Origin of the sequence: Modicisalibacter luteus DSM 23508 (assembly GCF_000378505.1) — a bacterium.
GTDB lineage: Bacteria > Pseudomonadota > Gammaproteobacteria > Pseudomonadales > Halomonadaceae > Modicisalibacter > Modicisalibacter luteus.
Genome location: NZ_KB899991.1, coordinates 40,801 through 63,585, shown reverse-complemented (window position 1 = coordinate 63,585; position 22,785 = coordinate 40,801). Strand labels below are relative to the sequence as shown.

Here is a 22,785-nt window from a genome sequence, read left to right as displayed (position 1 = left end):
TGCCCAGGAGCCCTCTATGAACAATGCTTCTCGCCTCGATAGATGTTTTGCCGCGCTCAAGGCGGAAAATCGCCCGGCGCTGGTGACCTATGTTACCGCCGGTGATCCTGGCTTCGAGACCTCGCTAGAAATCCTCAAAGGCTTGCCGGCGGCAGGTGCCGACGTGATCGAGTTCGGCATACCCTTCAGCGATCCAGTGGCCGACGGCCCGGCAATCCAGAAGGCGGCGCTACGCGCCTTGGAAAGCGGGCAGACTCAGGCCCGAACGCTTGAGATGGTGCGCACCTTCCGCCAACAGAACACGGAAACGCCAATCGTGCTGATGGGCTATTACAACCCCATCTATCGCTACGGCGCCGAGCGCTTCCTAAGCGATGCCGCCCGCGCCAGCGTTGATGGTCTTATCGTGATCGATCTGCCGCCCGAGCATGACGACGAGTCGTGCCTGCCAGCGACAGAACACGGTCTTGATTTCATGCGCCTCGCCACGCCGACTACCGACGCCAATCGACTTCCCAAGCTACTTGGCAATGCCTCGGGCTTTATCTATTGCGTCTTGGTGACTGGTGTTACCGGTTGCAATATGCCAAATCCAGAAAGTACCGAGCAGGCGATAGGTAAACTACGCGAGCATACTCACCTTCCGATTGCGGTCGGCTTCGGCATACGCAATGCTGAGCAGGCAGCCGAGATTGGCCATTTCAGTGATGCCGTCGTGGTTGGCTCAGCACTGGTAGACTGTATTGAATACGCTGTGACTCCGCAGGTTGCCATTGTATCGGCACATAATCTGGTACGCGAGTTGGCTGAGGGTATGTTCCAGGCGCGAGCAGGCTCAGCATGAAGTGACAGCTAGCCTTGAGGATATTGAGCACAGCCTCTTCGGTCATTATGGCAAGACGTCATAGGGCAGAATTTTTCTGTTATCCCCCCAATTCATTCGATCCTACTGACCTCTTCCTTGTAGATTTTCAGTCCACGTGCCTGGTAATTGCGCAGGGCGCTGGGGTGATCGAAGGTGCAGGTATGTACCCATACCCGCTTCGTACCGGCCCACGCCCAGGCGGAGTTAATAGCATGGCTCAGCAACGGCCCACCGAAGCCCAGGCCAATAAATCCTGGCGCCAACCCGAAATAACGGATCTCAGTGCTGTGGCCATCGGGGCGATACAACTCATAATATCCCGCAATAGCCCCCTGATAGTACGCCACCCATGTACGATGATCATCACCAGCTACTAGCGCTTGCCACTGCGAGTCCGTCCAATCATCCAAATCGCCCCACTCCCAGTCGCTGCCAACTAGCTCGTAAAGGAAACGATTAAATTGATGTTGGGGGAGACGACACTCAGCGATATTCAATGCTTCCGGTATCGGCTTCGCCCTGAGCTGTTCCACTCTGAGCATCTCAAGATAATAGGTTGTGTACTGTTGAATGCTCATGAGCTGTATCCTTAGATAGGGTTACTGCTAGCCTCAAGGCGGGCATCCAACAGCCTTTGCTCTCTGCTAGTATACTGAGAGAACACCTGCTCGAAGCCATCGCGCAGGGAAATGCTGGACTGGACTGGACTGGACTGGGCGGAGGTTATCAGTATAACGCCTTGGCGTGGCGGTGGGCCTACATTAATACCCCTCATCCGTTGAGTCGGGGCTGTCCCGTAACCTGATAGAGTACCTCTACAAAACGAGCCAGCGTCGGCGACCACGTTGGGGAGGGTAGCGTCGTCAGGTAAGTATCGACGTTAGCCAGGGGCATCGGTAACGCCATGCTGTGTACGCCGAAGCGATGCTTGCGCGCGCGCATCCACCGTGGCCTGTGGCAGGAGCGCATAGTTCATGCCTGCCGCAACACAGCCCAGCATGGCATCCAGGGATCCGAACTCGAAGATGCGGCCGGCCGAGACTCCGCAGGACGACAGCAACAGCTCACCCCTTACGCTGGAGTCCGGGGTCGGTTTTCTACAGGTAACCTTTGAGCAGGACCTGGCTTGCTTCACCACGGCACAGCCGCTCGAGATCAGGAACAGCACGCTGAATCTTACCACCGCCGCGAAGTTGCTCGGGCTGTCAGAAGGCCACATCATCAGCGACCCTGTACTCGTGTCCTGTGGGTTGCCTTATCATCTGATCGATCTTGATTCCCTGGAAGCACTCAGACGAGCTCGCCCGTCTCCCAGCATCTGGCAAGACTGGGTCACACTCAGTGGCTACGAGCAGATATATCTTTGTGTGAACGATAAGGGCACCAGTTCAGATGCCTACTTGCGCAGTCGCATGTTCTCGACGGCAGGCCGGAGCCGTGAATATCCAGCGACTGGCAGGTCATCTCGCAGCAGGAATGCCCCACCCCGGCCAGTCGCGCTGGCTGAAACATCAGGGCGTCGAGATGGGCCGGCCCAGCCAGATCTTCGCCGAGGCAGAACATGACGACCATACCCTGACGATCCGAATAGCCGGGCAGGCTGTGGCCATCGGCCGCGGGTCGATCAGTCTACCCGGATAAAGCCAGGGCCACAGTGAGGGCTAGGTTACAAACCACTTGAGAAGGCAAGCGATGCGCATTCGTCACGCTACTACCTCTGATGCTTTGTCTATTGCCCAGGTACATGTCCGTTCTTGGCAGTATGCTTACCGTGGCCTGCTTACCGACGATCTGTTGGATAATTTATCGGTCGAGAAACGCCAGGTTATGTGGGCACGGTCGCTGGCTAACCCCACCCCATCTTTACTGGTGGCTGAGGATAGCGATGAGATTGTTGGTTTTTCAGCCTTCGGACCGTACCGAGATGCGATGGGCAGCCCCACTGTCCATGAGTTATGGGCTCTTTATCTCCTACCAGACCATTGTTCGAAAGGCATAGGCCACCAACTCTGGTTGGCATCTTGCGCAGAAATGGTCAGCCAAGGATCAACCGATATTCGGGTTTGGGTTCTAGCGGGCAATAACCGAGCCGAGCACTTCTACAAAAAGGCGGGGTTCAGACCGGAGCCAGACTCCTCAAAGCCGCTTGCGCTGCCAGGGCAGCACGGCTCTGAGACTCGCTTTACCCTTCATCTACCATCGGGCAGGCTGTGATTTCCGACAGCGTCTCACTGCATCTTGGGAATACAACCATTGGAAACCTGCGGAGTAACAAAATGCAGAGTCCACTCGAAGCACTGAAAACCGAGCTGGAGCACTTCGGTGAGAAAAACGACAACGCGTATTCCGAACGCTCCAAACGAATGCTCAATATCACACGCGATACGGGTGAGTTTCTGTCAGTGATGGTTCGGGCAACCGCGGCACGCCATATTCTGGAAATCGGCACCTCCAATGGCTATTCAACGCTCTGGTTAGCAGAAGCGGCCTGTACCACTGGCGGCAGCGTGACGACAGTCGAATCTTCGGCGTACAAGGCCGGCCTTGCCTCTGACACCTTTTCCCGCTCAGGACTCAGTGAATACGTCACGCTGGTTCATGACGATGCGGGTGCGACCCTCACACGAGTGACAGACGCCTCAATCGATCTGCTCTTTCTCGACTCGGAGCGCTCGGAGTATCGCGCCTGGTGGGACCAGATTCGTCGAGTGCTTCGTCCTGGAGGGCTACTCATCGTAGACAATGCCATTTCCCACCGAGAACAAATGACGCCCTTCCTTAATCTAGTCGAGTCGGACAAAGATTTCACCAGCATTCTCGTTCCGGTTGGCAAAGGCGAGTTTCTCGCCGTAAAAAGTGCGGGTGACGCCTAGCGTCGTAATGACAGGTAATAGGCCAAGCAAGGGGATATTTATTGGCTTCCGGCAAACCCGCCATCCCAAAGTAAGCGCTTTTCTGCGGAGCGCTTCGCTATAATGCAGGAGGTCATCACCGGAAACCCAACCTCTGTAGTTACAGGCTCAGTCATGGACTGGGGCGGAAAAGCACAAAAACCAAACTAGTTTTACATCACGCTTACTGTGGCATTGATTCCTGAAAAGGCATTGTTTTCGCAACTCAGCGAGATGGTGCCATGCTTTCAGCCAAAAGCCGGCCAATGGCCGGCGAAGGGAAAAACGATCGGTTTGAACGTAAGCCATGGTATAGCGACATTTACTGCTGGTTGGTTTGCACCTGTCGCAAATAGCTAATCAGAGTGCTCATGTTCTCAATGTACTTGGCGATGGAGATGCCTTCCACGGCGTTGTCGGTCACGTAGGGCGAGGTATCGTATTTATCACCGACGTGCGTCTGCGCATAATCGCCTTCGGGCACCGTTTCGTCACCAGGCCCCGCATACGGGTAGGTTGTTGCCACTAATTGCGTAGGCCAGTAGCGCGATTCATTTAATGAAGACACGATCTCGGATACGGCCTCGGCAGAAACTTCGTCTTCACTTTCCAGGTGACTACCGGCGTTGAGGTCTGAAACACTGATCTCGTTCGTCACAAAATATTCGGGAAGGTTAATCTGCTTTGATGACACCAGCGGCGAGTTCCTGGACACTTCCCTGGGATCTGACTCGGCCAATGACTGATATCGCTTACGCAGCCCCTCAAGATCGATGTTCCGCGTCGGCGAGTAATGGCCCAGGGTGTTTTCCGGGTTATGGTCGACGAAGTATTCGCCATTTACCACATTCGACCCACGGCGGTGCACGTAAAGAGGCTTTTTGGTGCCGATCTCGATAAAGGTTGGATATGCCCTGCCGTTGATCAGCTTATCCTCGGGCAGCTTAACCGACGCCAGCCAGTCAAGCGCTTCAGGAATTCTTGCCAGAAACTTGGACTGACCCGTCAGCTCGTAGAAATCCATCAGTTGGTTGACCGCCGATGCCGTGGTATGGGTCGCCAGAGACTTGGGCTCATAAGTGCGTGCCGCTGCCGGCTCGAAGTCATGGGTGTATTGTAAAGCCCAGCCTGGCTGATCCTTTCCTTGCTGGAGAAACAATAGAGAGTTCATGCCTCGATAGATGGCGTTGAGGATTCGCTCGCCATCGACAGCCGGTCCCAGACTTTGATAAGCCATGATCAGGAATTTGATGTTCTGGGCCGCCACTTCATCGTTGAGCGTAATATATGAAGTGTAATCACCCTCCCATAGGTCGTTTTCGGGGTAGCGCTGCGGCCAGCCGCCAGAGGCAAATTGACTCTCCAGCACAAAGTCGATGGTTTTCTCTAATGGTACAAGGTACTTGGGATCGCGCTTTTCCAGATACAGACGAAGCAGCAGTTGGGACGCTTCGGAGGTGCCCAGGTCATCAAATGTGGCGTTGCCCCAGTTATGCTGAAACTCTTCCAGCCGCCACCCGTTCTTGCCGATGGTTTCATACCATTTGTCCTGCGATTTTGGCCCAGCGAAGTCGAACATGTAGTTCCAGCCGCCAGCTTCGGTCTGTCCCCAGATCAGGGCATTGGCTACCTCGGTAGCAGCCTGGTAGTAAAATTCATCGCCTGTCGCATGGTAGGCATCGAGGTAGGTGTGGCCCATGGTGGCCGTACCTGGCGGCTGGACCCAGACCATGGTGTCGTAGGCCTCCATTTCCCCCCAGCGTCGAGAGAAATCCGGTAGGTAGGACCAGACATAACCGCCATTGGTAGCTACCTCGTCGACCATGAAGTGGGTCGCCTCCTTCATGGCTGAACGCACCTGATCAGGGCTGACCGGCTCGGCTGCACCGGCTTGACCCATCCACAGCACACTGCCTACCGCTAACGCCAGCAGCGACGTGGCAGGTTGCTGTAGCTTCCTCGCAGTATGTAGTCGGTGTTGCATTGTCATTGTTCCTTTTATATGAGCGCGCAAACTACAGGTTGCCTGTGCCTTTCCAAGCGAAAAGCACAGACGATTACGTCATTGCGTATATTTCACTGTCCAGGAGATGGTCAGTGGGTCGCCCAAGTTCACGTTGGCACTCTCGCAGGTGAACAGGGTCTGCATGGGCCCGACGGGGCTACGGTATGGCGGCTGGCCATCAATGTCTTCGACCTGGCAGTTATCCAGTCCGGTGACACTGAAGGTCGTCACATCCCCCTCTCCGAACGTGACCGTATTTCCTTCGACCGAGGCGTCTTCCGAGAAGCTGGCAAAGACCATCCTGATATTGGACACATCGAGGTTATCGGTTGCCTGGTAGGTATCCTCGCGGGTGATCTGCCCTGGTGAAAGCTCATAGCGAGTATCCACCGTGAGGCGGTCATCCTTGATGGGGTTTCGTTCGCCGATTCGGTCCACTTCGTCCTGGCGGTAGGTTACTGTCACGGTGTCGCCCTTGCGGGTTGTTTCGACGTTGCGAATGAAGGCGGCGGGGATGAGCTCGGTGCCGTCCCCTAGGGTGAAACGCGGCAGCAGCTGCGGGTAGCTCTCGTCTGGCGTCCCCTCCAGCATCCCGTTAGAAAACGGAATCGGATAGTAGGGGTTCTGGTCATGCTTGGACTTGCCGCCATTGATCAACGGCAAGCTGATGACATGGCCTTGATCGCGATACGTCACCAGCGCCCGGTCGTAGTCACCTTTCGCAAACCAGGTCACCGCGGCCTTGGGCAGCTCTTCCAACCAGTCTTCAAAGTCATTGGTAGGAATCTTGTCTTTGTACCCCATCTCCTTCCATAGGTTGGCTGTGTAGATCATCTGATGGGACAGGCTGAGATTTTCACCGAGGATACGGTGCTTGCCGCGGTAGGCATCCGTGGTGCGCCCCTTGTCCCACAGATTGACTGACTGCATCTCTTCATCGAACCAGAAATCGACATAGCGCTCTGTTGCCCTGGCCGCGAAAGCATAAGCCATGTCCTTTTCCTCGGGAGTGAGTACATCCAGGTAGGCTGCTGCTGACAGCACTTCCAGAAATGAGGTATCGCCGTAGGCGCCGATACTTCGTCCATAGCTGAAGCCATGGCCCTCCTCGTTCAGCCGCACCAGAATGACATCCACCGAGTTGCGCAACCATTGCTTCATCTGTGGAGTGACCTCCATCCCCGTCTCGATAAAGCGTTGGCAGATCTCACCAATCAATAAGATGCTGTACCGATCGAAGCGGCCTTGCCCGTTAGTCTCGTCGGAAAAGCCGTACTCACCGGAATATGCCCGGTAGTGATCCATCATCTTCTGTAGCAGCTTTTCGCTGTCTGCCTTGTCTTCCCAGCCGAGCAGGTAACGCAGGCGAGCAATGGAAAACGCCACGCCGTAGTAGTTGGTGGGCAAGTCGATTAGGGAGAAATTTTCCTGATTGACGAACTGACGCCAGTCGGTCTTCTCCTTGAGCTTGTTCAGGGTCTCTTGGCTTATTGCTTTGTCCAACAAGCCGGCCTGCTTCAGACGGTTGAGGGCCGACATATAATAATATATTCCCCAAGTCTCGTTACGCTTGTCTATCGTTATATCCGCGATGTCACGATAGCCTTGTAAGTAACGCTCGAACTGCGGCGAATCCTGTGGAGTGTTCAACAGTAGATAACTGAGGCCGATTGCAATCTTTCCGGGCAGAAACTTGTCTTTACCGGTAAACGCCTGAGTACCATCAAGGGTCAGACCTTCGCCTTCTGTCAGAATTTTTTCGAAAAAGAAGTCCAGCTTAGGCAGAAACTCGTCGCCAATGATTTGGTTGAGCGGCGGGTAAACCATAGCATGTTTCTCACCGGTACTTTCCAGCTCTAGGGTCGATGACACTGCAGCATGGGCAGCTACGGCACCTTGTGCCAGCGTTGCGGCAATGGCCACAGTAATAACGGACTTGGCGTATGTCTTTAATTTCATTGCTAGCGCCTCGTATTGTAACATGCGTCTCTGCTTTAACTTATGTCTGAGCCAAGCTAAGTTGCAGCGGCCTTCCTTGCCCTATCTTTTTACTAGTTTCTTGTACTAGAATGTGGCTTTATAATTGGCTTAACGATCCAAGCATCATCCGGTCCATAGGACTCACCGGGAAAGACGCAAGCAAGTCAAGATATACCCTCTGCTTGTTCTCGCCAAAATTATTATCTTCTCCGGCAGGATGTTGTTGCCAGTTTCGCTTCTAACCCGCCACCGAAATCGTACTGCAGACGAGACCCGACCAAGTGTTCCATGACTACATGCGGATAGCACTAATCAGCTCGGAGCGTAATACACCAAAACCATATCTTCTCCCCCTTGCCGAGCTCTGGAAATAACCAAAACTTACTTCAGAAAGTATTGTGTAGCGTTTAGCTATTATCATACATAGTATATAAGACAAGGTAGGGAGCTAATGACTAGCCTTCAATATATACCTTTGTCTAAAGGTAACCAGGTTGTCTTGCAAGTCACTTAATAACTAATTGTTTATTCTTTATTAAATCAATCTAATTGAATCTGAATTTTTTGCGCTGATACAAAGTAATAATATGTAATCGGTTCAATTTGCTTCAGTTCCCACAGCACTCGCGCTGGACGTATGCAATGTAAACCCGCAATCTAGCGATAATCATCACGCTGTTGGCTGCGGGCCTCTCAGGTAGGCTTGGGCTTGGCTCAGCCCTACAGGTGCACCTCAAACCAAATCCCTGCCTCGACTGATGAAACCCTCATAGCCGAGGCGAAACACGACCGCCCCCCCCCCTTACAGTCCGAATAGCTGGGCAGACCTGTTGCCATGGGCAGCGGAGCCCGGCACATCATGATATAACCCATTGCAAACTGGGCGGAGGAGCATCGGCGTTGTCTGGGAAGGAATCGGATTTGCGTTTCTGTGAACGCTGTAATCTCTCGTATTCGGTGGCCAAGCGAATGCTCAACGATAGGAAACGGTCGAGCGATACCCCGCCTAGCTGAATCGCACTCACTCTCGATGACATGGCATAACGCGACGGTTCGAATTTCGAGGAAAGCGGTGATAGTTGCTGCAACGGTATGCTGACTTCACTGTCTCGCTATTGCCGTGGTAACAGCTTAGGAATTGTGCCTGGAGGAGCCAAGCGGAACGAACTTACCCTGTGAGCGGGCTAGGCCTGTTCTTGCCCGAGCCTGCGTAGACAGGCGATGAGTGTCTGGTTTCCCGGGGTCGATGCGACATCATCAAGGGCCATCTCGAGTATCGCTTCATAGTCGCGTTTGGCCTCTAAGTAGCGCTGCCGGCCTGTTTCGGTCAGTACGGTATAGACGCCACGTTTATCCTTGGGACAAGCATCCCGAGCTGTACAACCCTCCCGCTCCAATCGCTCGACAAGGCGTGTCACGGAGCTTTGATTCAACCCTAGGAGGCTAGCCAATTCCTGCATGCGAAGTTCGGACTCCGCTGCATTAGCAAGAAATTGCAGTGCTCGGTACTGTGACAGGCTAATACCATGTTCGCGCTGGAGCGCCTTCCCAACCTGACCCTCAACTCGATCAACGACCGAAGTCAACCGCTGCCATACGTTCGCCAATGATGACATTGAAGCTCTCCAAATGCTTGTGCATGCATAAAATACGTTGGCCTTGGCCAAGTTACCAGCCTCGTTAGTCTCCCCAAACCCCCAAAAGTGCTAGCGCTTCTTATCTTTCTCAAAAGACAAGAGTCGCATTTTCTTGCATGCGCAAGCATATTGACAACCGCTCCTTCTCGTCCTATTGTTTGCATGTACATGCAAGGAGTAAAAGCACATGAGCCTGCCTATAGAGATTTACAGCGATTATGTTTGCCCGTACTGCTTATTAGCTGAGAAAGTCATTGAAAAGATCACCAAAGGGCAAAATGTCGAGCTTCGCTGGCGACCCTTTGAACTCCGCCCTGCTCCGGTCCCTACGCTACGCGTTGAAGATCCTTACCTCCCACAGGTCTGGAAACACTCTGTCTACCCCATGGCCGAGCGGCTAAGCGTTCCTATCAAGTTGCCGGCCATATCGCCGCAGCCCCGAACCGACAGAGCTTTTGAGGTTTTCGCAATGGCCGATGAGCAAGGGTTAGGCCATTCATTCTCGATGCGCGCCCTGAAAGCGTTTTTCCTTGAAGAGAGGGATCTCGACGATCCCATTGTCCTTGCCGATCTCGGGGTTGACATAGGCCTTGAGCGCGAGGCCGTGCTCAACGCTTTGGCCAAGGGCACCTACCGGGAGCGGCATCGCGAGGCGCTACGTCATGCCCGCGAAGATATGGCAATCACATCCGTCCCCACCATCGTGGTAGGCAAGCAGATCTTTCGAGGCGTTCCATCGTCAGGGGAACTGCGGCGCGCCATCGATCAGGCCATGAGCACAACCGGCCATCAGAAGACCGCAAAAGCCAACGCGCCGAATGACAGTCCACGCAAGACCCTGCTCGACATATCTGACCGCCCGTAAACTGATGAGAGGAGATGATTCATGACCAGCTGGCTATATCTTGGTATTGCCGTGTTGTTCGAAATTGCCGTCGCATTCTCGGCAGGTAACGCACAGGGTTTCACCCGCCTTTGGTGGACAATCGCCACTCTTGTCAGCGGCGCGATTGCCACCTTTTTCCTGAGCCTCGCTCTTCTCGAGTTTGACGTGGGCGTCGGCTACTCCATCTGGACCTCCGTTGCCGGCGTCGGGATCGTCATGCTTGGGGCGGTATTCTTCAAAGAACGACTCAACGCGAAAAAGCTGTCCGGCATTGCTCTGGTTATCGGCGGCGTCATCGGACTTCGGCTCAGTGGCGCAGCGTAAGAACGCAGTAGGACTGAATTGCACCATCAACCATCTTGAAAGGATTCGACATGACTACTATATCCAACAATCAAGCTAGCACCGGGCGAGCATGGATCATGCTGTTACTCGCCGGCACCTTCGAAATAGCCTATGCGCTCAGCGTCGCCGGTAGCCAAGCGTTCACAGTGCTTAATTGGTCAGTCTCGGCCGTCGTGTTCTTCCTGCTTACCCTGTATGCCCTGAGCGTTGCCTTAAAGACGATTGATGTCGGGATTGGCTATGCGGTCTGGGCTGGCATCGGCGCCGTAGGGTCGGCTGTGTTTGGCAGCATGTTTCTAGACCAATCGCTCACGCTGGCGCAAGCGTTCTGGCTGGCTGTGATCATTGCGGGCGTCATCTGGTTGAAGCTCGCTAGCAGCGACAAGCTACAAGCTGACGAAACCGGACTCGTTGCACCCTGAACGGCGACCACATGGGGGGAGAAAAGACCATCTATCCTCCCCTCTCCTTAATTGATGAACCCAGCCCGTCGGGAGACTCCAGTGTCCTCTACTTCTCCTACCCGTATCACGCAGCTCATGGAAGATGTTGTCGCCTACTCTACGGAACATGTTCGCGGCGGCGGCATTCCCTTCGCGGCGTTTGTAGCGGATGCCAACGGGACAGTTCTTGGGCGCGGCGTTAATCGCGTTCGAGAGCAGCATGATCCGACCGCACATGCTGAGGTCGAAGCCATACGAGACGCGTGCCGTAATGCTGGCTCAGTCCATCTATATGGAACGACGCTCCTGGCATCGGGTGAGCCCTGTGCCATGTGTTATTTGAGTGCCCTGTTTGCGGGCATCGGTGAGGTGATCTACGCGGTCGACCGGGACGATGCCGCCAAGGCGGGTTTCGATTACCGAGGTTCATACCAGAGGCTGGCAGGCTTACCCGATCGGTGGCCGATGGAGGTGCGCAAGTACGCCACCAACCAGGCCCTCGAACCGTTTACGCTCTGGAGAACACGCAGAGGCTCCCTGTAGATGATGCCTTGACCCCGACTTGGCGAGAAAAAAGCCTGTGCCCAGGTCACTTCTCCAATCAAGGATCCAGAACGATGGAGAACATAATGCCGCTCCGGTTTCATGAGCGGCATAAAGGGCGGAGACCAGGAGGGTAACAGGTCACGGGCCCAGTCTGGCTCAAGACCAAACAAGCAACAGATGCGTTATCATGGCGCCAGCCATCCAGCCGGAGCCAACATGCATCAGCCGCTACCTCTGCCGCTGTCTACTCCCAATCGGAACCTGGTTCGCCTGACGTTCGTCCGAGGCATCACCTGGACGGGTTATCTCGGTGCGATTATCTTCGGGATTGAAGTGCTCGGCTTCCAGTTGCGGGTGATTCCGGTCATCAGCGTGATCATCGCCATGGGGCTGATCAACATCGCGACCTGGTGGCGACTGGGCCGGCCACGTGCGGTTACCGACACTGAATATTTGCTGCACCTGATGGCCGATATTGCCGGCCTGACCTTGCTCTTCTATTATACCGGCGGCTCAACCAATCCGTTCATTACCTATTATCTGGTTCCGGTGACCATCGCCGCCGCTACCTTGCCTTGGCTTTACGCCTGGATTGTCGCCAGCGCCGCCATGGCCGGCTATACCTTTCTGATGCTCTTTTATCAGCCGGTCCCGCAACTCAGCCACGGGCTGGTCGGCCCTGGTATCAGCCTGCACGTACTCGGCATGTGGATCAATTTCGGTCTATCTGCCGGCCTGGTCACATTCTTCATCTACAAGATGGCACATGCCCTGCGCCGCCGTGACATGACCCTCTCACGTACTCGTGAAGCGGCACTGCGCAACGAACAGGTCCTGGCCGTGGCAACCCAGGCGGCAGGTACTGCTCATGAGTTGGGGACCCCGCTTTCGACCATGGCGGTGCTGCTCAAGGAAATGCGTCAGGATGTTGCGGGTAGCCCTACCCTTGAAGCGGACATCGACCTGCTTCGTCAACAGGTCGATACTTGCAAGTCCCGCCTTCAGCATCTAGTTGCCAATGCCGACCGCCGCCGCCTCGCCGAACCCGAGATTCGCTCCGCCCAGGAGTGGCTCGAGCAGGTCGTTCAGCGTTGGCTTGTGCTCAGGCCAGACGTGACCCATGCCATCGAGGTACTCGGCAAGCGCGGCACCCCCTGGCTAGCCGTAGATACCACCTTGGAACAGGCTCTGATGAACCTGCTCAACAACGCTGCCGATGCCAACCCCGAGGACATCCTCATCTGTCTCGACTGGAAAAGTGACGAGGTGGTCATCGACATTCGCGACCATGGCCCAGGAGTCGCCATGTCCATTGCCGACCAGCTTGGCGATACCTTCGTATCGACCAAGAGCAAGGGCATGGGGATCGGCCTCTTCCTGACCCATGCCACCATCAACCGATTCGGTGGAGGCGTCAGCCTTTACAATCATGAAGAAGGCGGCACACTGACCGAGGTGAAGCTGCCCCGCGCCGCGCCAGGACAAGCGCTATAGCCAAGCGGGCATGCAGCGCGAAAAGAGGATGATCATGGATCACAACGAACGCCTTCTCATCGTCGATGACGACGAAATGTTCTGCCACGTCATGCAGCGCGCGCTCACACGTCGTGGTTATGAGGTCAGTGTCGCCCACGACGCAGAGGCAGCCATGGCTCTGGTACGTCAGGCTCCGCCGGATATGGCTACGCTGGACCTCAAACTAGAGTATTCATCGGGCCTGAAACTGTTGCCGGAACTGCTGGCCGCCGCCCCTGACTGCCGTGTCGTCGTCCTGACCGGCTATTCGAGTATCGCCACGGCGGTGGAAGCCATGAAGTTGGGCGCCGTCAATTATTTATGCAAGCCAGTCGACGCTGATGAAATCGTCACTGCCTTCGACCGGGATAGCGGCGACCCGGACATCGACATCGCCGATACTCCTCCGTCAATCAACCGGGTCACCTGGGAGCATATACAGAAAGTCCTGCAGGAACACGACGGCAACATCTCGGCCACCGCTCGTGCGCTGGGCATGCATCGCCGGACGCTCCAGCGCAAGCTCCAAAAGCGTCCGGTCCGTCGCTAGCGGAACCTCATTGCGCGGTCCAGCCCAGATCGATGTTCCAGCTGGACCCCGTCACGGCTCCCGCCTGGTCCGATGCCAGATAGGCTACCAGTGAGGCCACTTCGGAAGGATCGATCAAGCGCTTGACCGCAGCATTCTTGAGCATGACCTTCTCGATAACCTCCTGCTCACCCATGCCGTGCATGCGTGCCTGATCGGCAATCTGGTTATCGACCAATGGCGTGCGGACATAGGCCGGGCATAGCGCATTCGCGGTTATTCCATGCTCCCCGCCTTCCAATGCGGCCGTCTTGGTCAGGCCAATCAAGCCATGCTTGGCGCTGATGTAAGCCGCCTTGCCAGGTGAGGCCACCTGCGCATGTACCGAAGCGATATTGATGATGCGCCCCCATTGCCCTTCGCGCATGTAGGGCCACGCCGCCTGGGTCAGCAAGAAGGGAGCAGTGAGCATCAGGTCGATGATCTGCCGCCACTTGGCTTCCGGAAAGGACTCGATACTTTCGACATGCTGGATACCCGCGTTGTTAACCAGAATATCGACATGGCCGAAGCGTTTGACAGCATCGCCGACTGCCGCCCGGCACGCCTCGGCATCAGTCAGGTCGGCTTGAAAGAACGCTGCCCCGGACGCTTCGGCCACGGTTTCCCCCGCCGGATTAAAGTCAACGGCGAGCACTTGATGTCCCAAGTCGCATAGCGTCTTGACCACTGCTGCGCCGATACCACTCGACGTGCCGGTAACCAGTGCGACACGTGGAGATCCGGGGCTGGGGTTCGCACTCATATCGTCTGCTCCTTGAGAAATCTGGAATCTATTGCCGGTCATTCTTGGCTGGGCCTTCGTCAAATGACATTACCCCTGCATGGCTTGCTGGGCCAGCCGACTGGCCTCGTCCGGCCTACATGTCATCAATCGATTCGCAACACCTCAGGCGCGCTCTTTCTGCATCGAGGGGCACCGGGATTAAAGCGTACTGTCCGCTGTGTAAGGTGACGATTCGACGATCGGCGCTTACCGTGGCACCGTCTTCTGAATTTCCGACGCGGGCCGATAGCATCAACAGTGACAATGCAACAGACGTGACCAGAACACCAATCAGGCCATCCCCCATCGCTGAAAGCATAATGCATCCATGGCCAGCGCTGGGTTCCACTCTTCGGGTGCCGCCTGTATTACCCCTGTCCCGCCTGTACGCTGCTTGCATTATAGAGCTAAGCAGTAACAAGGTTGCCGCACCGCATCAAACAGGAATGCTAGACTGGTGAGCCTAACGTTCCTTTCTCAGGAGACCACGATGAGGGATGCCGAACGGCTTGCCATTGCGACCGATATCGCAGAGCAGGCAGGGCGTATGATTCAGGACGCTAGATTGCAGAGCCGTTTCGATCGGCGCTACAAGAAAAACGCGGAGCTGGTGACCGATGCCGACGTGGCAGTGGACCAGTTCATTGCTGACCAGCTCGAGCGGCACTTCCCGGGCGAGCCCAGGCTGACCGAAGAACTATCTCCCGACAAGGAGAGCATGGAGCGCAAAGGACCTTTGTGGGTCGTCGACCCCATCGATGGTACCGTCAACTTTGCTCAGGGCCTGCCTCATGTGGCCGTTTCCATTGCTTGGGCCCAGGATGGCAAGGTGCATGTCGGTGTGGTTCATGCGCCATTTCTAGAAGAAACCTTCACCGCCCTACGTGGCGAAGGCGCCCGGCTTAACGACCGTCAGATTCGCGCCAGCACGGCATCGTCATTGGAAAGAAGCCTGGTAGCCACCGGTTTCCCCTATCGTCGTGAGAGTCGTGCGCCGCTGGTGCGGCGTCTAACTTCCGTTCTTGAACATTGCCAGGACATAAGGCGCTGCGGCTCGGCCGCCCTGGACCTTTGCAATGTCGCCTGTGGTCGCTTGGAGGCCTACTACGAAAGCGTTTCACCATGGGATAGTGCCGCTGGCCTGCTGATCGCGCGCGAAGCGGGTGCACGCACCGGCCATCTTTATCCAGTACCTGATACCGTGCCGGAAGAGCTCTATAGCGAGCATATTTTAGCGGCAGCCCCCGATATCTATAAGCCTATGAAAGAATTGCTAATCAGGGCCGATGAGGAGCGCTATCACCATGAGTAGCACTTTGTCGTCAGCAAGCTGGTTCTCGATAGGACAGCATAATAATTGAAGTAGGGAGACTCTATTGGCCTTATGCATTGCGATAAGGAACAATAGGGTCAATTTTTCAGTCTTTCGTTATCAATGCTCATTCTTCAGGAGTCATTATGCTGACAGTTATTTTTGGACGCCCGGGCTGCCCTTTCTGCGTTCGTGCCAAGGACCTTGCCGAGAAGCTGAGCGAAGCACGCGACGACTTTAGCTATCGTTACATCGATATCCATGAAGAAGGCATCACCAAAGCCGACATGGAGAAAACGATCGGCAAGCCGGTCGAGACCGTACCACAGATTTTCGTCGACCAGACGCATATCGGCGGCTTTACAGAGTTCGATCAGTACGTACGCGACAATGCGCTGATGCCTGAGTCGGCAGCAAGCTAAAACCCCGTATCGATTTGAGCCGACAGTTGTAGATACGAAGGCGCCGGTCCCTAGAGGGACCGGCGCCTTCGTTAGTACAAGCCACTCGGCCCGACAGCTTCATGACTAAGCTTGGGAATTTTCCTGAGCTTTTTTTGTTACGCCTCTAGCGTTGAATGCCCATCGATGAGCTACGCCTATACTGCTTGAAGGGAGCAAAGCCACTCGCCAGGAGGCCACCAACATGCAACGCGAAGAGTTCCTGCAGCAGCTCTGGCTGGATTACATACATCTGCACCCGGAGCTTGGTGGCACCCAGCTCGGACCGATCACGGCACATACCGAGTATCTGGTGCTGGTGACCCTCAATTATGGCCCATTCAGTGCCGAGAACCTGCGTCCAGCGCTGTACCATTTCGGCTATCGCAGGATGGATAGCTACGCCATGGCGGATCGGGGACTGCTGGTCACGCTATTGGCGCCGCCCGATGACAGTGCCTGGCTGGTACTGGCCGAGTTCCAGCCGAGCACACTGACGCGCCTGGCGCGCCAACGGTTCGAGAGCCTCATTGACCGTGCCCACCCTCAAGATTGCCGCGGCCAGAATCTATTCTGCCGAGGGCGACCTTGGCCAATGCCCGACTGGGCAACTTATCAGTATCTGAAACAGTCGCACCCACTCGCAGCCTGGCTCTCGGTGATGGGGCCGCGTGTACACCATGCCGGTTTCGACTGCGATCGAGTGGGCAATGATCTGCTGACGCTCGACCACGCCATGCAGCAGGCCGGTTTCGTTGGTAGCGCCGATCGCCACCACGGAATTTTTCCGATATCTCCCCTTTTGAACTATCGCTTCTATCCGACCTGCTCGCGGCGGCTCCCCTTTGCCGAAGGCGACGAACATCGCATCGCTGTAGGAGGTGTAGCCTTGGTACAGAAGTGTCTGAACAGTAACCAGGAGCGCGCCGTCGAGTTGCTGCTACCTCATCATACCCGCTGCGAAATCGCCTAGAGTCGTGCCGCCTCACGTCTTATCGGCAGGCTCCATGTCACTGGATCGAGCCGGCGCATCAACCGCCTCAGGCTCGTCGTGGCGTTCGAAATCCAGTTCCATTTGCTGCATCTCATAGCGCTGCTGGTCGAGCTCGTTGAGATAATGCGACGTCTCGACCAGAGGCATGGGGGCAAACGGCTCTTGCTCGACTTCGGGCTCCAATCCCCGCCGGCCGTGCAGTCTTACGAGCACGAATACACCTAAAGCCAGCGCGGCAGCACCCAGAAATAGCCATAGCCCCTCTGGCCCGACCCCCTGCATGACCAGGGAAGCGCTGAATGGTCCTATGATCGAACCAACGCCATACCAGATCATCAGCTTGGCATTCGCCGCAATGATCTCCGACGGCTCCAGCCAATCGTGGGTATGAGCCAGGCTCAACGAATACAGGGTGTGCAGCATGGCGGTATGTAGGCAGGCTACGGTGATCAGCGCCAGATAGCTGTAGGCGGCCGCCATGGAAATTACACTGCCTGTCACCGCCATCACCACGGCCATGAAAAGAATTACCTTGCGGCGATCGATACGATCCGAAACACGCCCCAGCGTCCATTGGGCCACCAGCGCAACCATGGTGGTTATGGCCATGAACTGGGAAGTCTCGCGGGTCGTAAGGCCGATTTCCTGCCCATAATAGGGAGTCATGGCGAAGAATGCCTGCGCCATGAGGCCAGCGGTAAATGCCCCCACCAGACCAACCGGCGCGCGTTTAAAAAGTTCGCTCAGCTTGATCTTATGGGCCACGTCATGGCTTCCCTGGGATGGGCCATGAATACGGTGTATGGATAACGGCACCAGCGCCAGTGCGAAGAGCATGCCTGATACTGAGAAGAGAACAGCCGTTGCCGGATCGGCCAGGTTCAACATCCACTGTCCTCCCGCCAAGGACAGCGTCGAAATGATCATGTACCAGCCCAGCACCTTGCCCCGGTTTTCGTTAGTGGACTCCCCTGATACCCATGACTCCATGACCATCAGCAGACCCGCCGTGGCCGCGCCACCAGCCACACGCCACACCAGCCATGCCCAGGGATTGATCCATAAACCATGCAGCATGGCAGTCACCGCCAGCGTGGCAGCGCAGGCCGCGAAGACACGGATGTGACCGACCGATCGAATACGCTTTTCGATGAAGTAGCTGCCCAACACGAACCCGAGCGAGAAACTCGACATCAGCAGCCCCGCCATTTGAGACGGAAACCCCTCGAGAGACATGCGCACCCCAAGCAGGGTCATGATCAGGCCATGGCCGAGCAGGAAGCTGATTTCGCAAACGAAAAGAATCGGCAAGGTTGCAGGCAAGCCGCGCAAGGATTCGTCTCCCTCTTCTGACGTATAAAAAACGCACTAGCCAGCTCACTGGCCGGCATATGCTCGAAAGTCTACCCTCCCCAAGGTAGCTCTCAAAACTTGGTAAGGAAATTTCACAGCTATTCCGCTTATGCACAGAATCTGTGGATAAGGCTGTGCAAGGCTATTGCGCAGTCGCGCGGAACATTGATGAAACGCTGGTCTATTACGAAATGATCAGTTTTTCATCATTTCGAGTTTGGACGTTTATTAGACAAAGGGCAAAAGAGACAGCGCTAGCCCGTGACAATCACGCGCGGGGTAGTTTTAATTGGAATCGTTTTGCAGCGCACCACCCTGACCTGCCCACGCTTGGCGTGAGCCAACAGCAAGTGCTGCGATTCCCACCTAATCAGACAACCAACAATGAAGGAGGGACAGCATGTCGCAACCGCTCTGGCAGCCTTCCCGATCCGAGATCGAAGCCACACAGATGTACGCTCTCATGCAACGTATCAATCGCGAACATGGCACAGACCTGAGCGATTATGCGGCACTGCACGCATGGAGCGTGGACAATCTAGAGATATTCTGGCAACTCGTCTGGGAAGAAAGCGACCTGCTGGCCGACGCCCAAGGCGACACTGTGCTTGAGCGCCCCGATGCCATGCCGGGGGCCCGCTGGTTTCCCCATGCCCGGCTCAATTACGCCGCCAACTTGCTGCGTCGCCGCGATGAACATCCGGCCCTGATTGCCTGCGATGAGCGCGGACGCCGCCAGCAACTGAGCTATTCCGAGCTCCACGATCAGGTCGCCAATCTGGCACACGCCCTGCGTGGCAGCGGCATCACTGCCGGTGATCGTGTGGCGGGGTTCGTACCCAACAGCGAGCATGCCGTCATTGCCATGCTCGCCACGGCCAGCCTGGGAGCCGTATGGTCGAGCTGTTCTCCCGATTTCGGTTTCAATGGCGTGATTGATCGTTTCGGCCAGATTCAGCCCAAGGTCCTGATCGCCACCGATGGCTACACCTGGAACGGCAAGTCCATCGATACCCGTGAACGTCTTGCTCAGATCAGCAGTGCCATCGAGTCGCTGAATCAGGTGGTGGTCTTTCCTTTTTTGCATGAGGAAGCCGACACGCACGGCATCGACAAGGCGGTTGCCTGGCACGATTACCTCAACAACAATGCCAGTGAGATCGAATTCGAGTCCCAGCCCTTCGATCACCCGCTCTATATCCTTTACTCGTCGGGCACCACCGGCGCCCCGAAATGCATTGTCCATTCGGCCGGCGGCACGCTGTTGCAGCATCTCAAGGAGCACCGCCTGCATACCGACCTGCGCGCCGACGATGTGCTTTTCTACTACACCACCTGCGGATGGATGATGTGGAACTGGCTGGTTTCCGGCCTGGCCTGTGGCTCGACACTGGTGCTGTTCGATGGCTCTCCGTTCTCTCCTGCACCCGACGTGTTGTGGTCGCTGGCCGAACGTGAGGGAATCACCGTTTTCGGTACCAGCGCCAAATACATCGCCGCTTGCGAGAAGGAAGGCCTCAAGCCTGGTCGCAGCCATGACCTTTCCCGCTTGCGCGCCGTGCTGTCCACCGGATCGGCTCTCGCCCATGAGTCCTTCGACTACGTTTATCGTGATATCGATCCGAACCTGCTGCTGGCCTCGATCTCGGGAGGTACCGATATCGTCTCCTGCTTTGCCCTGGGCTGCCCGATACGTCCGGTCTACCGCGGCCAGTTGCAATGCCGTGGCCTGGGCATGGCGGTGGATGTCTTCGATGACGATGGAAAACCATTGCGCGAGGACAAGGGCGAACTGGTATGCACCCGTCCCTTCCCCTCAATGCCCATCGGCTTCTGGAACGATCCGAATGGGGAACGTTACCGGGATGCCTACTTCTCAACATTTCCAGGCATCTGGGCACACGGCGACTATGCCGAGATCACGGCCGTGGACGGCCTGATCATTCATGGCCGCTCTGATGCCGTACTCAACCCGGGCGGCGTACGTATCGGTACCGCCGAAATCTATCGTCAGGTGGAGAAGGTAGAAGGGGTCCTCGAGTCGCTATGTATCGGTCAGGAGTGGGGTGATGACATTCGCGTCATCCTATTCGTCCGCCTGCAGCCGGGCATTGGACTCGATGACGCCCTGCGCGACGAGATCCGCCGTACGATTCGCACCAATACCAGCCCACGCCACGTTCCCGCGAAGATTATCCAGGTCAGCGATATTCCCCGCACCCTGTCGGGCAAGATCGTCGAGCTGGCAGTGCGTAATATAGTCCACGGTCGGCCAGTCAAGAATCAGGATGCCCTGGCCAACCCCGAAGCGCTCGACCTCTACAAGAACCTTCCCGAACTACAGCAGTAACCCGCCACTCCCTCGCCGCTGACAACGGCGAGGAGCAAACATCAAGGCTGGGCAGTTTCAACCGCATCCAGTAGCATGTCGCCACGCCATTGAAGGAGCATGACATGTCGACCCTCAAGGGGCTCGTGAGCATTCTGCTACTGGTGCTCAGCACCCTGTTCTGGGCCGTCCCATTGTACGCCCTGACCTTGCTGAAACTCGTCACTCCAACACGCCGGCTGCGCTTACGGCTACTCGGTGCCCTGAACCGTATAGCCCTGGCCTGGATTGGGACAAACTTGTGGTGGATGCGGCGCTGGCTCAAGCCTCGCTTGGACATCCACCTGCCGGAGGGGCTGTCGCCCCACCAGTGGTGGCTGGTCATTTCCAATCATCGTAGTTGGACGGATATTTTCCTGTTGCAGATGGCCTTGCACCGCCGCATCCCGATGCCCCGTTTTTTTCTCAAGCGCGAGCTGATCTGGCTCCCGGTGATCGGGCTGGCATGGTGGGCCCTCGAGTTCCCGTTCATGCGTCGCTACAATCGAGACGCTCTGGCACGCAACCCCACCCTCGCCATGCGTGACAGGCAAGAAACCGAGCGGTTATGCGAGCGTGCCCAGCAGATGCCCATGGCGATCTACAATTTCGTTGAAGGGACGCGCTTCACCACCGCCAAGCAACGCATGCAGAATAGCCCTTACCGCCATTTGCTACGGCCCAAGGCTGGCGGCACGGCCCAAGTCGTCAGCCTGTTGGGTCGGCGACTCAATGGTGTCCTTGATGTCACACTGGGCTATACGCGCGAATGCCCTAGCTTCTGGGATTTTCTTTGCGGACGGGAAGCCGCCGTGAGCCTATATGCTCGACGCCTCGACCTGCCGAATTGGATGCACGGTGGAGATTATCACCAGGACCCGCAGTATAAGGAACGTTTCCAGAGATGGCTCAACGCCTTGTGGCAGGACAAAGATCAATTCCTAGACTCATTGCACTGATCTCCCTGCTTTGCCTGCTGCTGAGCGGCTGCGCCACACCGACAGGCTCAATGACCTGGCGAAGCCCTTCCACCCTTGCAGGCAACTGGGTAACGATCCAGCGTGGCGACACATTGGGTGCGATTGCCAGGCGTGCCGATGTCCCGCTTGTTCGTCTAATGCGCTTCAACCCTGGCGTCGATCCGCATAAGCTAGCCGTCGGCCAGCGCATCATGGTGCCAACAAAGCATGAGCGTGCTCCCTCGGGCGGTCCTTATCGATACCAGGTACGCCCCGGCGACACCTATTCGAGCATTGCCAGGTACTTCGGTACGACCTCAGACAAGATTCAGGCCGCCAATCGTTCGATAAACCCCAACGCCCTGAAAGTGGGGCACCTCCTCCAAGTGCCTCTGCGTGGGAGCACTAAGCGTGTCGCAAGTCGACCCTCCTCTCCAAAGCCAAAGCCAGCAGCTCCAACCAAAAGGCCAGCCAAAGCTCCCGACCCCGGCCCATTGCCGAACCTACGGACGAATTGGCCCTGGCCACTCGATGACTACCGTGTCGTACGCGAGTTCGGCAAGGACAGCCGTGGCAGCTTGCAACCCATGCTGCTGAGTACTCACGATGGCAGCCAGGCAAGGAGCGTGGCGACCGGTAAGGTAAGTTTCGCCAACAGCATGCGCCATCTTGGCAAGGTGGTGATCATTCATCATGCCAACAACCTTCAAAGCGTCTATGCACTATGTGACGACCTGAAGGTCAAGGAAGGCCAGACCGTCTCCACGGGGACGGCGGTCTGCACGGTGGGCTACAGCTCTGCCACCGAGCGTTATGATCTGCTGTTCGATGTGCGTCATGGAGGCAAGCCCATCGATCCTCGAAAGTACTTGCGCTGATACCCTCAGGCGA

The 22,785-nt window shown here is 56.2% G+C and carries 23 protein-coding genes; 16 read left to right on the top strand and 7 right to left on the bottom strand.

The window, feature by feature from the left end; translation table 11 throughout:
- The first annotated feature begins 16 nt into the window (after window positions 1–16).
- Entirely contained in the window at window positions 17–844 is an 828-nt protein-coding gene (gene trpA / locus F568_RS0104960; protein ID WP_019017603.1) for a tryptophan synthase subunit alpha, read from the top strand.
- Between the two features lie 92 nt (window positions 845–936).
- Here the strand turns inward: trpA and F568_RS0104955 are convergent, their stop codons facing one another.
- Both F568_RS0104955 and F568_RS25575 read right to left on the bottom strand, forming a co-directional pair.
- Window positions 937–1,443 (bottom strand): GNAT family N-acetyltransferase, encoded by a 507-nt coding sequence (locus tag F568_RS0104955; protein WP_019017602.1) that lies wholly within the window; start codon window positions 1,441–1,443, stop codon window positions 937–939.
- A 302-nt stretch (window positions 1,444–1,745) separates the two neighbouring features.
- A complete protein-coding gene (locus F568_RS25575; protein WP_229804086.1) occupies window positions 1,746–2,087 on the bottom strand; it encodes a type 2 periplasmic-binding domain-containing protein in 342 nt (113 codons plus the stop codon).
- A 215-nt stretch (window positions 2,088–2,302) separates the two neighbouring features.
- Between F568_RS25575 and F568_RS24825 the strand changes: the two genes are divergently transcribed.
- The 3 genes from F568_RS24825 (at window position 2,303) to F568_RS0104940 (ending at window position 3,738) form a co-directional block, all read left to right on the top strand.
- Complete coding sequence (locus F568_RS24825; RefSeq protein ID WP_019017601.1) at window positions 2,303–2,506, top strand: PhzF family phenazine biosynthesis protein; 204 nt, start codon at window positions 2,303–2,305, stop codon at window positions 2,504–2,506.
- Window positions 2,507–2,557: 51 nt separating this feature from the next.
- Window positions 2,558–3,079 carry a GNAT family N-acetyltransferase gene (locus F568_RS26195; RefSeq protein ID WP_083932973.1) on the top strand — a complete coding sequence of 174 codons (522 nt, stop codon included), beginning with the start codon at window positions 2,558–2,560 and terminating at the stop codon, window positions 3,077–3,079.
- 62 nt (window positions 3,080–3,141) lie between these two features.
- Window positions 3,142–3,738 carry an O-methyltransferase gene (locus tag F568_RS0104940; RefSeq protein WP_019017600.1) on the top strand — a complete coding sequence of 199 codons (597 nt, stop codon included), beginning with the start codon at window positions 3,142–3,144 and terminating at the stop codon, window positions 3,736–3,738.
- 340 nt (window positions 3,739–4,078) lie between these two features.
- Here the strand turns inward: F568_RS0104940 and F568_RS0104935 are convergent, their stop codons facing one another.
- From F568_RS0104935 to F568_RS0104925, 3 genes are all read right to left on the bottom strand, one after another.
- Window positions 4,079–5,656 carry a pectate lyase gene (locus F568_RS0104935; RefSeq protein ID WP_244874807.1) on the bottom strand — a complete coding sequence of 526 codons (1,578 nt, stop codon included), beginning with the start codon at window positions 5,654–5,656 and terminating at the stop codon, window positions 4,079–4,081.
- Window positions 5,657–5,818: 162 nt separating this feature from the next.
- Entirely contained in the window at window positions 5,819–7,720 is a 1,902-nt protein-coding gene (locus F568_RS0104930; protein ID WP_019017598.1) for a hypothetical protein, read from the bottom strand.
- A 1,205-nt stretch (window positions 7,721–8,925) separates the two neighbouring features.
- Window positions 8,926–9,357, bottom strand: coding sequence for a MarR family winged helix-turn-helix transcriptional regulator (locus F568_RS0104925; protein WP_019017597.1), 432 nt, complete (start codon window positions 9,355–9,357; stop codon window positions 8,926–8,928).
- A gap of 208 nt (window positions 9,358–9,565) precedes the next feature.
- On the opposite strand from F568_RS0104925, the gene F568_RS0104920 reads away from it, so the two are divergent.
- The 6 genes from F568_RS0104920 (at window position 9,566) to F568_RS0104895 (ending at window position 13,663) form a co-directional block, all read left to right on the top strand.
- Window positions 9,566–10,243 (top strand): DsbA family oxidoreductase, encoded by a 678-nt coding sequence (locus F568_RS0104920; RefSeq protein WP_019017596.1) that lies wholly within the window; start codon window positions 9,566–9,568, stop codon window positions 10,241–10,243.
- 21 nt (window positions 10,244–10,264) lie between these two features.
- Window positions 10,265–10,588: a DMT family transporter gene (locus F568_RS0104915; protein ID WP_019017595.1), complete on the top strand. Its 324-nt coding sequence runs from the start codon at window positions 10,265–10,267 to the stop codon at window positions 10,586–10,588.
- A gap of 98 nt (window positions 10,589–10,686) precedes the next feature.
- Window positions 10,687–11,031, top strand: a complete 345-nt coding sequence (locus tag F568_RS0104910) for a DMT family transporter (RefSeq protein ID WP_211213419.1) — start codon at window positions 10,687–10,689, stop codon at window positions 11,029–11,031.
- An 81-nt stretch (window positions 11,032–11,112) separates the two neighbouring features.
- Complete coding sequence (locus F568_RS0104905; protein WP_019017593.1) at window positions 11,113–11,595, top strand: nucleoside deaminase; 483 nt, start codon at window positions 11,113–11,115, stop codon at window positions 11,593–11,595.
- A gap of 219 nt (window positions 11,596–11,814) precedes the next feature.
- Entirely contained in the window at window positions 11,815–13,092 is a 1,278-nt protein-coding gene (locus F568_RS0104900) for an ATP-binding protein (RefSeq protein ID WP_019017592.1), read from the top strand.
- A 34-nt stretch (window positions 13,093–13,126) separates the two neighbouring features.
- Window positions 13,127–13,663: a response regulator transcription factor gene (locus F568_RS0104895; protein ID WP_019017591.1), complete on the top strand. Its 537-nt coding sequence runs from the start codon at window positions 13,127–13,129 to the stop codon at window positions 13,661–13,663.
- A gap of 7 nt (window positions 13,664–13,670) precedes the next feature.
- Here the strand turns inward: F568_RS0104895 and F568_RS0104890 are convergent, their stop codons facing one another.
- Window positions 13,671–14,447 (bottom strand): 3-hydroxybutyrate dehydrogenase, encoded by a 777-nt coding sequence (locus tag F568_RS0104890; RefSeq protein WP_019017590.1) that lies wholly within the window; start codon window positions 14,445–14,447, stop codon window positions 13,671–13,673.
- 511 nt (window positions 14,448–14,958) lie between these two features.
- On the opposite strand from F568_RS0104890, the gene F568_RS0104885 reads away from it, so the two are divergent.
- The 3 genes from F568_RS0104885 to F568_RS0104875 all read left to right on the top strand — a co-directional run bounded on the left by F568_RS0104885 (window position 14,959) and on the right by F568_RS0104875 (window position 17,193).
- Window positions 14,959–15,780: an inositol monophosphatase family protein gene (locus tag F568_RS0104885; protein WP_019017589.1), complete on the top strand. Its 822-nt coding sequence runs from the start codon at window positions 14,959–14,961 to the stop codon at window positions 15,778–15,780.
- Window positions 15,781–15,926: 146 nt separating this feature from the next.
- Entirely contained in the window at window positions 15,927–16,202 is a 276-nt protein-coding gene (locus tag F568_RS0104880) for a GrxA family glutaredoxin (RefSeq protein ID WP_019017588.1), read from the top strand.
- A 223-nt stretch (window positions 16,203–16,425) separates the two neighbouring features.
- A complete protein-coding gene (locus F568_RS0104875) occupies window positions 16,426–17,193 on the top strand; it encodes a VOC family protein (RefSeq protein WP_019017587.1) in 768 nt (255 codons plus the stop codon).
- Between the two features lie 12 nt (window positions 17,194–17,205).
- Here F568_RS0104875 and F568_RS0104870 read toward each other — a convergent pair whose 3' ends face one another.
- The gene (locus tag F568_RS0104870) at window positions 17,206–18,546 is read right to left on the bottom strand and encodes an MFS transporter (RefSeq protein WP_019017586.1); all 1,341 of its coding nucleotides are present in this window, start codon (window positions 18,544–18,546) and stop codon (window positions 17,206–17,208) included.
- 421 nt (window positions 18,547–18,967) lie between these two features.
- Here F568_RS0104870 and F568_RS0104865 point away from each other — a divergent pair, with 421 nt between their 5' ends.
- The 3 genes from F568_RS0104865 to F568_RS26290 all read left to right on the top strand — a co-directional run bounded on the left by F568_RS0104865 (window position 18,968) and on the right by F568_RS26290 (window position 22,772).
- Window positions 18,968–20,917 (top strand): acetoacetate--CoA ligase, encoded by a 1,950-nt coding sequence (locus F568_RS0104865; RefSeq protein WP_019017585.1) that lies wholly within the window; start codon window positions 18,968–18,970, stop codon window positions 20,915–20,917.
- Window positions 20,918–21,021: 104 nt separating this feature from the next.
- Window positions 21,022–21,894 carry a 1-acylglycerol-3-phosphate O-acyltransferase, YihG family gene (gene yihG / locus F568_RS0104860; protein WP_019017584.1) on the top strand — a complete coding sequence of 291 codons (873 nt, stop codon included), beginning with the start codon at window positions 21,022–21,024 and terminating at the stop codon, window positions 21,892–21,894.
- Window positions 21,895–21,944: 50 nt separating this feature from the next.
- Window positions 21,945–22,772: a LysM peptidoglycan-binding domain-containing protein gene (locus F568_RS26290; RefSeq protein WP_019017583.1), complete on the top strand. Its 828-nt coding sequence runs from the start codon at window positions 21,945–21,947 to the stop codon at window positions 22,770–22,772.
- Window positions 22,773–22,785: the final 13 nt, after the last annotated feature.

Excerpts from the sequence above, each read along its gene's own strand:
- trpA (WP_019017603.1), top strand. The coding sequence starts at position 17 with ATGAACAATGCTTCTCGCCTCGATAGATGTTTTGCCGCGCTCAAGGCG.
- F568_RS0104955 (WP_019017602.1), bottom strand. The coding sequence starts at position 1,443 with ATGAGCATTCAACAGTACACAACCTATTATCTTGAGATGCTCAGAGTG.
- F568_RS25575 (WP_229804086.1), bottom strand. The coding sequence starts at position 2,087 with ATGATGTGGCCTTCTGACAGCCCGAGCAACTTCGCGGCGGTGGTAAGA.
- F568_RS26195 (WP_083932973.1), top strand. The coding sequence starts at position 2,558 with ATGCGCATTCGTCACGCTACTACCTCTGATGCTTTGTCTATTGCCCAG.
- F568_RS0104940 (WP_019017600.1), top strand. The coding sequence starts at position 3,142 with ATGCAGAGTCCACTCGAAGCACTGAAAACCGAGCTGGAGCACTTCGGT.
- F568_RS0104935 (WP_244874807.1), bottom strand. The coding sequence starts at position 5,656 with ATGGGTCAAGCCGGTGCAGCCGAGCCGGTCAGCCCTGATCAGGTGCGT.
- F568_RS0104930 (WP_019017598.1), bottom strand. The coding sequence starts at position 7,720 with ATGAAATTAAAGACATACGCCAAGTCCGTTATTACTGTGGCCATTGCC.
- F568_RS0104925 (WP_019017597.1), bottom strand. The coding sequence starts at position 9,357 with ATGTCATCATTGGCGAACGTATGGCAGCGGTTGACTTCGGTCGTTGAT.
- F568_RS0104920 (WP_019017596.1), top strand. The coding sequence starts at position 9,566 with ATGAGCCTGCCTATAGAGATTTACAGCGATTATGTTTGCCCGTACTGC.
- F568_RS0104915 (WP_019017595.1), top strand. The coding sequence starts at position 10,265 with ATGACCAGCTGGCTATATCTTGGTATTGCCGTGTTGTTCGAAATTGCC.
- F568_RS0104910 (WP_211213419.1), top strand. The coding sequence starts at position 10,687 with ATGCTGTTACTCGCCGGCACCTTCGAAATAGCCTATGCGCTCAGCGTC.
- F568_RS0104900 (WP_019017592.1), top strand. The coding sequence starts at position 11,815 with ATGCATCAGCCGCTACCTCTGCCGCTGTCTACTCCCAATCGGAACCTG.
- F568_RS0104895 (WP_019017591.1), top strand. The coding sequence starts at position 13,127 with ATGGATCACAACGAACGCCTTCTCATCGTCGATGACGACGAAATGTTC.
- F568_RS0104890 (WP_019017590.1), bottom strand. The coding sequence starts at position 14,447 with ATGAGTGCGAACCCCAGCCCCGGATCTCCACGTGTCGCACTGGTTACC.
- F568_RS0104885 (WP_019017589.1), top strand. The coding sequence starts at position 14,959 with ATGAGGGATGCCGAACGGCTTGCCATTGCGACCGATATCGCAGAGCAG.
- F568_RS0104880 (WP_019017588.1), top strand. The coding sequence starts at position 15,927 with ATGCTGACAGTTATTTTTGGACGCCCGGGCTGCCCTTTCTGCGTTCGT.
- F568_RS0104875 (WP_019017587.1), top strand. The coding sequence starts at position 16,426 with ATGCAACGCGAAGAGTTCCTGCAGCAGCTCTGGCTGGATTACATACAT.
- F568_RS0104865 (WP_019017585.1), top strand. The coding sequence starts at position 18,968 with ATGTCGCAACCGCTCTGGCAGCCTTCCCGATCCGAGATCGAAGCCACA.
- yihG (WP_019017584.1), top strand. The coding sequence starts at position 21,022 with ATGTCGACCCTCAAGGGGCTCGTGAGCATTCTGCTACTGGTGCTCAGC.
- F568_RS26290 (WP_019017583.1), top strand. The coding sequence starts at position 21,945 with ATGACCTGGCGAAGCCCTTCCACCCTTGCAGGCAACTGGGTAACGATC.